This is a genomic window from Ruegeria sp. AD5 (assembly GCF_056542345.1).
Genome location: NZ_JBQFZR010000002.1, coordinates 1,541,223 through 1,551,459, shown reverse-complemented (window position 1 = coordinate 1,551,459; position 10,237 = coordinate 1,541,223). Strand labels below are relative to the sequence as shown.

The 10,237-nt window shown below is 58.3% G+C and carries 9 protein-coding genes; 1 reads left to right on the top strand and 8 read right to left on the bottom strand.

The window, feature by feature from the left end; all coding sequences use genetic code 11:
- Nucleotides 1-80 precede the first annotated feature (80 nt).
- From rpe to ACR0JG_RS16235, 8 genes are all read right to left on the bottom strand, one after another.
- Nucleotides 81-770: a ribulose-phosphate 3-epimerase gene (gene rpe, locus ACR0JG_RS16270; protein ID WP_170647387.1), complete on the bottom strand. Its 690-nt coding sequence runs from the start codon at nt 768-770 to the stop codon at nt 81-83.
- 125 nt (nt 771-895) lie between these two features.
- A complete protein-coding gene (locus ACR0JG_RS16265; protein WP_480571065.1) occupies nt 896-1,372 on the bottom strand; it encodes a class I SAM-dependent methyltransferase in 477 nt (158 codons plus the stop codon).
- Nucleotides 1,373-1,391: 19 nt separating this feature from the next.
- Nucleotides 1,392-2,144 (bottom strand): polysaccharide deacetylase family protein, encoded by a 753-nt coding sequence (locus tag ACR0JG_RS16260; RefSeq protein ID WP_480571062.1) that lies wholly within the window; start codon nt 2,142-2,144, stop codon nt 1,392-1,394.
- On the bottom strand, nt 2,141-3,283 hold the full coding sequence (locus ACR0JG_RS16255) for a glycosyltransferase family protein (protein ID WP_480571059.1): 1,143 nt from the start codon (nt 3,281-3,283) through the stop codon (nt 2,141-2,143). Before ACR0JG_RS16255 ends, ACR0JG_RS16260 begins: the two co-directional genes overlap by 4 nt.
- Nucleotides 3,284-3,285: 2 nt before the next feature.
- Nucleotides 3,286-3,864 carry a histidine phosphatase family protein gene (locus tag ACR0JG_RS16250; protein ID WP_480571056.1) on the bottom strand — a complete coding sequence of 193 codons (579 nt, stop codon included), beginning with the start codon at nt 3,862-3,864 and terminating at the stop codon, nt 3,286-3,288.
- A complete protein-coding gene (locus ACR0JG_RS16245; protein ID WP_480571053.1) occupies nt 3,864-4,937 on the bottom strand; it encodes a glycosyltransferase family 4 protein in 1,074 nt (357 codons plus the stop codon). The genes ACR0JG_RS16250 and ACR0JG_RS16245 overlap by 1 nt, the downstream gene beginning before the upstream one ends.
- Nucleotides 4,937-6,184 carry a glycosyltransferase family 4 protein gene (locus ACR0JG_RS16240; RefSeq protein ID WP_170663925.1) on the bottom strand — a complete coding sequence of 416 codons (1,248 nt, stop codon included), beginning with the start codon at nt 6,182-6,184 and terminating at the stop codon, nt 4,937-4,939. The genes ACR0JG_RS16245 and ACR0JG_RS16240 overlap by 1 nt, the downstream gene beginning before the upstream one ends.
- Nucleotides 6,181-7,395: a hypothetical protein gene (locus ACR0JG_RS16235; RefSeq protein ID WP_170424455.1), complete on the bottom strand. Its 1,215-nt coding sequence runs from the start codon at nt 7,393-7,395 to the stop codon at nt 6,181-6,183. Before ACR0JG_RS16235 ends, ACR0JG_RS16240 begins: the two co-directional genes overlap by 4 nt.
- A 382-nt stretch (nt 7,396-7,777) precedes the next feature.
- On the opposite strand from ACR0JG_RS16235, the gene ACR0JG_RS16230 reads away from it, so the two are divergent.
- On the top strand, nt 7,778-10,174 hold the full coding sequence (locus tag ACR0JG_RS16230) for a mechanosensitive ion channel family protein (protein ID WP_480571050.1): 2,397 nt from the start codon (nt 7,778-7,780) through the stop codon (nt 10,172-10,174).
- Nucleotides 10,175-10,237: the final 63 nt, after the last annotated feature.

Genomic DNA, 10,237 nt, shown 5'->3' with positions numbered 1-10,237 from the left:
ATCGCGCAAAGCGCGATGCCGGGCCCAACAGGAGGAGGCGTTTCGTAAGAAACGTCGACGACTGGCGGGAGGGTTTGTTGTTAACCCAGTGCACCTTCGGCAGCAGTCCGCACAGCGCGAATATTGTCGCCATAGACCGACGGGTTTGAAACTGAACCGCCTTTAAAAACTGCTGATCCGGCGACCAACACGTCAGCGCCTGCAGCGGCCACCAGAGGCGCTGTTTTGGGATCAACACCGCCGTCGATTTCGATATGCACCGGCCGGTCGCCGATCATCTCGCGCAAACGTTGCACTTTTGTGGTCATGTCGATGAATTTTTGCCCCCCGAAGCCGGGGTTGACGGTCATGACGCACACCAGATCAGTCAGGTCCAACAGATGTTCGACAGCCTCGGCGGGCGTCCCGGGATTCAACGCGATCCCTGCTTTCATTCCCGCAGCGCGTATCGCCTGCAGCGTGCGGTGCGAATGCGGCCCCGCTTCGACGTGCGCGGTCAGCACATCAGCGCCCGCATCGGCATAGGCTTGAATATAAGGATCGACCGGAGTGATCATCAAATGCACATCCATGACGGTCTTAACATGTGGGCGAAACGCTTTGACCGCTGGGGGACCAAAAGTGAGGTTTGGGACAAAGTGGCCGTCCATCACGTCTACATGAACCCAATCCGCCCCTTGCGCTTCGATGGCCTGAATCTCCTGTCCGAAATTTGCGAAATCGGCTGACAGGATCGAGGGAGCGATCTTGATGGAACGGTCAAAGCTCATGACTGGCCTCATGTGGGTGTGCTGTTGCGGTGGCGTATACCCTCGACTCGCGTCAATGCATAGGCCTGACTGCGGTGAATCTGATCGATAGATTCAATATACAAACCCGCCAGTTCAAAGCCTGCTCAGGCGCGATAGAAAAGATATCGATCGGGCGCGATGGTCTCGGGGCCTTCAATCTGAGCAAAACCCGTCAACGGTTGCCCTGAAATCAACAACCCACCGGGTCGCATGATTTGTTTGATCAGAGGGCTGAGGCGCGCCGCTTCCGCAACATCTTCGGACTTGATCCCGCGGCCGAAATCGTAGTGCGCCAGCGCGATTGTTTGGCCTGCGTCCGCCAGTTTACGCAACATCGGCTCGGCCTCACCCTGCAGGAAATCCTGTGCCGGTGGCGTGCTGTCGGGATGACACTGCAAGACGCGATCCATCACCCATATACGCCGAGAGGGCAGGATCTCACGCAGATGATCATAGGTACGTCCGTTACCCAGCCCCAGGTCCAGAACGTCCCCTTCCATGGTGCCGATCTGTGTGACGGCCCAGTTTAGCCCATCGCGTTGCGCCGTCAGGCGGCGCAGCATGGAATCCAGTCGGCTCATTCGGGCTCTCCTTGCGAGTTCAGTTGCGTGGTGCGGTCCAGGGTGTGCCCGGTCCATCAAGCAGCCTGAGCAACAGATCCTGTGTAAACGTCCAGATGTCCTGATCATGGACTAGATGATGCGTCAACACCCCAAATGCTTCGGCATTGTCTGCGCGACCGGTGCGTCGGTCATGCAGCAGCTCAACTGTCTGTGCGATCAGTCTGTCAGGGTCGATCAAACCGCGCGTCCCGCGCCAGTCGATTGGATCGAGATGTGTGTTTATCTGCGCGAGGCCGGGCGCTGCGAGCAGTATCTTTCGGGGGGTCGCCGTCGACAGAACCCGATAGCCCAGCCCGTGAAGCTGCATGGCGACTTTGGAGTCGATCCGGTTCCAAGGCGGAACAAACATCGGTCGCAGGTGCGCACCAAACAATTCTCGCAACCGGGACAATCCAGCCTCGGCATCTGCAACTACCGCTTCAAGGGGCCGGTGCATGCGAAATTCGGCTTTTTTCTCGTCTGCAGGCGCGTGGTTCTGATGCGCCCAGCCATGCACAACCGGGATCAAAACAGACTGATCTGACACATACTCTGCAAGTGCCGTTTGCGCATCACGCGGGATCACCGCCAGATGGACGGGTAGGCCGAGCTCGTCTGACATGGCCGATAGCTTTTCTATCTGTGGTGTCACTGCAACTGCATCGTCATCACGCCACCACAAGGGCAGGGTCAATCCTGCATCCTGCCAGCGCCGCAACTCTGACTGCAAGGGGCGCCAATCAGGCCTCATCGGCTGGCCTCGTACAAGCTCACTGCAATATCCACTGACCGGCGCGCGCCATCAAACCCTTCGGTCATCGGGGGGCGTTCAACACTCGAAATGACATGCTCCAGCGCATTGGCCAGCGAGCCGGCGGTCAGGTCAGAACTGTTAAGCACCTCGATCCCGTTCAACTGCGAAAGAGATCGCGCGCGCAAAGATTGCTCAACCTCTTTGCCATCATCGAAGGGGATCAGAACCGCCGGGGTACCGCTTTGCAGCAGGTCCATGGCGGTGTTGTAACCGCACATGCTGACCGACGCGGCGGCAAGCGGCAGCATTTGGCGAAAATCAGGGCGGACGGTTTCAAGAAGAACCGATGAACCCTCGGCCATTTGCGAAAGCTCGGCGATCCGCGCATTGGCATCCTGCCCGCCCACCAACAGGCGCCAGCGCCTGTTGGGCATCTTTCGGGCGGCCTCGATGGCCGCTTGAAAGATCGGCTGGCCGACCGACCCGCCACCCGCGCTGACCAATATCTCGCCCTGGCCTATGCCATCCGGATGACTTGGCGCAGCACTTGGGGCCACGAAACCGGTGTAATGCAGGCGCGATGCCAGTTGATCCGAGACAGGCCAACTGACCTCCAGTTCTGTGATCTTGGGGTCGGAATGGACCAGAACGCCGTCGTAAAACTCTGCGATAACCTCATCCGTTTGGGTTACCTTTGCGGGCTTCGATGGCGGCGCAAGAATGTCACGGATCGAACCAAGGATGACGGGTGGCCGAGGTAGGTCTCGTGCGGCTTTCAATGCAGATTTGAACTCCGCGGCCAAAGAGCGCCGCCCGAACGGATAAAGCTCGGTGATCAGAACCTGCGGCCCGAAGCTGCTTACCGCCTGCGTCAGGGCGTTTGTGCGCGCAGCGAAGTAGGCCAAGTCGGCCACAGCGCCATTCTGATCAAGCAGGCGGGTGAAATCGGTGCCATCAGACCGCAGCGGCGGTAAATTCAGTAATGATAATCCACGTGTGCCAAGCTGAGGCGCAGGCATGCCACCCGAGACCACAAACACCTCGTGGTCCTGTTCGGCGAACGCGCGCCCCAATGTAAGGGCCCGGCTAAGGTGTCCGGTCCCTAACAGATGGGTAACAACGATCATCACCTTCATGGTCAAACCTCACGCGCAATCAATCGAACCGGTTCGGGTTCAGGCCGCATTTCGTCCAGGTTTACGATAAACAGTCTGTTGCGCTTGATCTTAAACGGCGCGGGGCCGGTAAAATTCCAGCCCCAGGCCTTGGCCAATATCACCCTCATGATTCCGATGTGGCAGACCGCAAGATTGTCTCCCTGCAACTCGGTCAACCATGGATTAAGCCTTGCCCATAATTCAGCCGGGCTTTCACCGCCCGGTGGCCGATAATCCCAGCCCCAGTCTTCGATGTGGCGATAACCGCTGTCGGGGATTTCGATCAGTTCGGCACCGCGCCGTCCCTCCCAATCGCCCCAATTCATCTCGGTCAGCGCCTGAGATGTTTTGGGCGCTTTATCCGATACCAACTGCGCTGTTTCAGACGCGCGGCTTAGCGGGCTGGACCAGATTGATGCTGCGTTCCATGGCGAAGGAAGGCAATACCCCGCAAGTTCAGCCCGGGCGTTGGCATCCAGCGGAATGTCGCTGCGCCCCTGAATGCGACCCGCGCGATTCCAATCCGTGTGTCCATGGCGCAGAAGGGCGAGACGGGTCATCAACTTTTCTCCAACAAGGGGCGCACAGTGGTCCAGAACCGCTCGGTGGCGGATGGCATCAGATGGCGGTGCGCGACATAGGCGCGGGCGCGATTACCCTCAGACTGGCTCAGGTCGGGATGGTCCAGAAACCTCTGTATACGCGCGGCCAACCCTTTGGCACCCGATCCGGTATCGGGATGATCGGAAGGTATCAGCACATCACGAACACCGGGGCGATCTTGTGCTGCGACGGGAACGCCGCAGGCCTGGGCCTCAAGATAGACCATTCCATAGGCTTCATTGACGCCGGGCCAAACGAACAAGGAGGCCTGGCGGTACCGGGCCTGCAACGCGTCCCGATCCAGCTGACCCAGAAACCGGACACGAGGTCCGAACCGCGCCATCAGCGCCTCGACTTCCAATCGGGCCGGGCCATCGCCTACCACGTCCAACGCCCAATCCCCTGTCAGATGTTCCAGCGTGTCGGCCAGAATGGTGTACGAGGCCAGCTTGTCCCCCGACCGCATCATTCCCACAGTCAGCATCGGCCCATCACGGGTCGAAACAGGGGGTAATTCCGTGATGGGAAGAAACGGAGGCAGCTCGACGAGCGCCTGCGTACCGAACCTTTCCCGTTCTAACGTAATCAGATCGTTGGCAGTGTGGTAGAAAATCACCTGCGCGCTGTCGCACGCGTCATGCGCCGCTTGCGCAAAATCAGCCCATGGGCCTGCAAGCCGGCTGGTGGCGCGGGTGCTTTCCAGCTGCACATACGGGATGTCTCTTGCGCGGCTCACGGCCGGGCCGAGCAGATCGGGGGCCTTGTAGTAGTTGTGATAAGTCACCCACAGGTTCGTGTCAGAGGGCAGTTCCTCAGCCAGTCGTGCAGCCTCGGTCGTTGCTTTGCGACGTAATTCGTCCTGAAGTGCCCGGTCGCCTGCCTTGTCGTAAATCCGCAATTGCGAGGCCAGCTCAACAATGTCTCCCTGAGCGCCGAGGGCCTGCATCAGGTTGCGGGCCATTTCGCGATCACCCGAGGGCTTGGGACTGTCGGGGGACTTCATCGGTGCATAGAAAGCCACCCGCGCCATCAGGGCTCGTCCGCGCACAAGGCGCTGAGCCGCTCGGACAAGCGACGTATGCCCGGGTCCATCCGGAAGTCGGCGATCAACCGGTTATACGCGGCCTCAGCCATCTCGGCCGTTCTGGTCGGGTTCCGGGCGAGATCCGCAATAGCCGAGGCAAGAGAGGTCGGGTCATCTGCTGACAACTGACCGTGAATACCGGATTCAATGAACTCCGGGATGGCTGACACCGGCGTTGACAGGATCGGGAGGCGCTGGGACGCGGCTTCCATCAAAACATTGGGTAAACCATCGCGGTCGCCGTCGGCAGCAATTCTGCTGGGCAGGACAAACAGATCAGAGCGGCGCATCTCGGCAATGACTTCCGGTTGATCGCAAGCCCCCATCCACGTGATCCGATCGGAAATCCCTGCGGCATCGGCTTGTGCGCTCAACTCATCGCCCAGATTTCCGCCGCCGATATGGGTCCAATGCCAATTCAGCGATCTGGGGAGTAGCGCGAAAGCTTGGAGAAGCCGGTCAAAGCCCTTCTTTTCGACAAGACGCCCGACTGACAGCATGTGAAAGGGTGCATCCTCTGCACGCGAACACTGCTGGGGAGGTGCAGGAAACCGCGACAGGTCCAGCCCATGATAGATCAGTTCTACCCGCGCAGGATCATCAGCCAGTTCGCGCAGATGTGCGGCACCAATGGCAGTACAGGTTGCCCCGAAGATGGCGCCGTGAGAGGCCAGTTGCAGCTTTTCCCGCTTTTCCCAGTCTGGTGAGGTCCAGATATCTTTGGCATGCGCCGAAAAACTCCAGGGCAGGCTGCGCATGATAGACGCATAGCGGGCGACCGAAGACGGAGTGTGCATGAAATGCGCATACAGCGCCCGCGTTTGATCGGGCAGCTCAGCGGCCAATACGCAGGCCTGACCAAACCGGCGAATTCGGTTGTGAGTCGGGTCTCGGCGAAGGTCTTGCCGCCAGACCTGGTAAGCTTGCGCGTATCCGGGCAGACGAGCTGCAATGTCTCGCGCAGTCGCCAGCCGCTCAGGCTCTTCATAAAGGTATTCCGGCAGGTAATGCACCTGCCCCTTGAGGCGATCGTGCAGAGGATGGCGCTTGGTATCGGTCGGGTGGCGCAACGACCAGATATCGAAGCTGTGCCCTGCCTCCTGCAACGCCACCAATTCTTGCGCGATGAACGTCTCGGACAGGCGCGGCCAGCCTTTGACCAGCACCGCCAGCTTGGGGGGTTCGCGCGTCATCCGGTGGCGCGCTCTTGTTCCGCGCCTAGCAGCGCGTTTATGCGATGAGTGACGTAGCTTAGCCCGTCCAACAACCCTGCGCGAATGGCCTGCGAAGGCAGCGGCTGATGGGGCAAGGCGCGGATCGCGCGGATCATTGCATCCGCTGTCAGACCGTCACGGTTTTCATCCAGCATGCGTACCAGACCCAGATCCTCGGCGCGCGAGGCACGAATCCATTGCTCCAGCCGCGGCGTCGTGCGCGGAACAATGACGGCGCGTTTGTCGAAGGACAAAACCTCGCAGAAGGTATTGTACCCGCCCATGCAGACCACACCGGCAGCGCCCGCGAACAGCGTTTCGATCTGCGATTCAAAGCCAACGGCGGTCACACGGCCATTTAGGGCGGCGACACGGGTTTCAAAATCTTCGCGTAGTTCGCCTGACAGGAAGGGCCCATAGACCAGCACAGCGCGGGGTGACAGATCCGGGTCTTTTTCATATGCGGACAGCACCAAATTGACCATCGCCTTGCCATCGCCGCCACCACCAGGGGTGATCAGGATATACGGTTGTTCTGGTGGCTCACCAACCGGCCCAAGATCGCGACGTAGATACCCTGTCCAATGAATGCGCTGTTGCGTCGCCGGGCTGAGGGGAAGGCCTTGTGTAGGATCGTAGACCGATCGCAACCCATATACCCAGATCTCATCATAGAATCGTTCAGTCGCCGAGATCGCGTCCTTACGCTCCCATTCGGCGGCCAGTACTTCGGGCTCATCCAGAACGTCGCGCAGGCCCAGAACCAATTTGGTTGAGCAGGAGTTTTCAAGATACTCAAGCGTCGGCAGCAGCTCACCGCGAAAACCGGTAGGCTCTTTGTCGACGATCAGCACATCGGGGTCGAACTGTTCGACAGATGTCTGGATCAGGCTTGCGCGCAACTCGGTCACATCATCGATGCCCATGCCGATGGTCTGCGAAGCATACGAGCCGTCGGCGCGTTTGGTGACCCCGGGTAGACGGACATGGTCAACCCGACGCGGAAAAGTAAACCGTCCGGCAATGGGTGAACCGGTCAATATGAGGGCCGAAGCGCGTTGATCGGCTTGTGTTATGGCCGCAGCCAGCGCGCGTGACCGGCGCAGGTGACCCAGGCCGAACGTGTCGTGACTATATAGCAGGATGCGCGGTGCGCGGCCGTGATTTTCGTTTTTGATCCCTAGGCTCATGCCTTCGCCTGTTTCGGTTCCGGTGCAACTCCGCGCGTCTGCACCTGATTATCGTAATTCTGCCAGACCTTCTTGCCAAAGGCACAGATTCCGCCGTCCAAATGCGCCAAACATTGCGAATTGGCAACAGCATAATGCCACCGCCGGCAACAGGCGCACCTTGCGATATGCAGGCCGATGGTTCTTCATGCACAAGCCAATTCGGAGGCTGGACGCCTCAGGTGGTCATATTCAATTTTTGTTGTCTTGGAAACACTTTATCCCATCCATTGCGTCAGGAACACGGGCTCTCACGATGTTGACACCGCGTGTGCGGATGATTTGAACAGCCTTCTGAGGTTCTATAGTCTTGGACGCAGCTACGAATTGGATGCGATATACGATGAAAATGAATGTTCTGGCCGGGCTGATTTTGGTGATTTGGGCGGCAATGCTGGCCAGTGCAACCGACGCGGTTGCGCAAACTTCGCTTATTCCGGGATACCCAATAGGATCAAGCGAAGAAGCCAGTTCTTCAAGCTCTGCCGCTGACAGCGATCTGGCGGCGGCCATTCGTTCCGCTTCCGAGGCGGGCGCAAGCGTAATCGTAATCGACAGCGCCGGGCAGGTTGTATCGGCAGCAGGCTATAGCGGTGACGCGACGCCCGAGGCAGATAGCATTGATCACATGGCTGAGGGTTCTCAGCTGATGAAGGCGCAAGAGCGGTTCTCAAAGTTCCGGGATTCCGTGCGCTCGCGGATGGAGGCGCTGCCCTATTCGGTCTTTGAGGTGCAATACATCCTCAGACAGACCAGTCCGGACGGGCGGATTCAGACCTATGTCGAGGTGTTGGTCCTGAACGTGTTGTTCCTTTTGCTGGGGCGATGGTTGTCGATCGAAATCTACGGCAAGCGCATCGCGAAGCGTTTGGTGGTTGCGCGCATCAAGGAAAACCCGGTTGGCTATCGTGAAAAGATGCCTTTCCTTGTGTATCGTTTCGTGATGGGCATTGGCGGAACGATCTTTGCCATGCTTATGGCGCTGATCGTTGGCTATCTGTTCTTTGGTGAAGCGGAAGACATATCAATCCAGTTTACCGTTACGGCAATCTTTACCGCATTTTTCCTTTCGCGCACTGTCTCGGACTTGTGGCGGATGGTTCTGTCGCCTTACCTTAGCCAGTATCGCTTGCCGCCTTTTTCAGACCGGGACGCCAAGCGCCTGTATGTTTGGGCGTCAGCACTGGCGACCTATGACATCTCGGTTGTTCTGTTCTCGACATGGGTCGCGGATTTTGGGCTGAACTATAACGTCTATGCCATGGTCTATGGTAGCCTGACGCTGATCGGGGCGCTGGGCAACATACTGATGATCCTGTTCAATGCACGCGCGATCTCGAACGCTATTCGTGGCGGGCGTGCTCCGGATCAGGTGTCTTGGATACTGAAGTTCATCTCTTTCGCCTGGGCGCCGGTTCTGGTGCTTTATATGGTGTTCAGCTGGTTCAAACTGGCCGTTGATCTGGTGCTTGAGGTTCAGGATTCGATCCCGATCGTGGCCAGCAGCTATGCCATCTTTATGTCCGTCGTCGTGGCCTACGGCGCGATGAACTATCTGCTTGAAAGGTATTTTGATCGCAATCGCAGAATTGAGGTGATGAATGCCGACGCAGAAGCGGCTGAGCAGATCGAGGATGAGCTGGTGGCTGATACGCCGCAGGCCGAAAAGCGCAAGCACGCCATTCTGACGTACGAAGACCTTGCCCGTCGTGTGGCAGGCATTCTGGCCTTTGTGGTGGGTCTCTATGCGCTGGTGGTGATCTGGAACCCGCAGGCCAATTGGTCGGATGACTTGCCTATCGAGCGGGCGCTGGATGTGATGGTGATCCTGTTTATGGGTTACATTCTGTTTCACTTCTTCCGCGTCTGGATCGATAGCAAGATCGCGGAAGAGACGGATGACGGCGGTGCTGAAGCCGAGCTGGGCGACGAAGGAGGCGAAGGCGGGCAGAGCCGTCTTGCAACTCTGTTGCCTCTGTTCCGCGGGGCCATTCTGGCTGTGGTCGTTGTGACCATCGCGCTGATTGTATTGATGGAACTGGGGATCAATGTCAGCCCGCTGTTTGCCGGTGCAGGTGTTGTGGGTCTGGCCGTTGGTTTCGGGTCGCAAACCTTGGTCCGCGACATCTTCTCGGGTGCGTTCTTCCTGATGGATGATGCTTTCCGAAAGGGTGAATACATCGACATTGGTGATGTGAAAGGGACGGTCGAAAAGATTTCGGTCCGGTCCTTCCAACTACGCCACCACCTTGGTGCGCTCAACACGATCCCATTTGGAGAGATCAAGGTTCTGACAAACTATTCCCGCGACTGGGTAATCATGAAGCTGCCGTTGCGGGTGACCTATGACACCGATGTCGAAAAGGTGCGGAAGCTGATCAAGAAGCTGGGTCAAGAGCTGCTGAGCGATCCTGTGATTGGTGATAACTTCATTCAGCCGCTGAAATCGCAGGGTGTGATCGAGATGCAGGATTCGGCGATGATTATCCGGGTCAAGTTCATGACCAAACCGGGTGATCAGTGGCTGGTGCGCAAGAAAGTCTATCAGGATATTCGTGAGCTGTTTGCCCGTGAAGGCATCCGGTTTGCGCATCGGGAAGTCACCGTGCGACTGGCGGATGACAAAGAGGCCGAGGACCTGACTCCCAAACAACGCGAGGCTGTCACAGGGGCCGTTCAGGCCGCGATTGACGAAGACTATCTGGACGATATCGGCCCCGGCGGTGGCGATGATCGCTAGGAGGGCTCCCGCCCCTTTGGTTTGCGTCTCTGGCGAGACGTCAACCAAAGCGTTGGGCCGGGC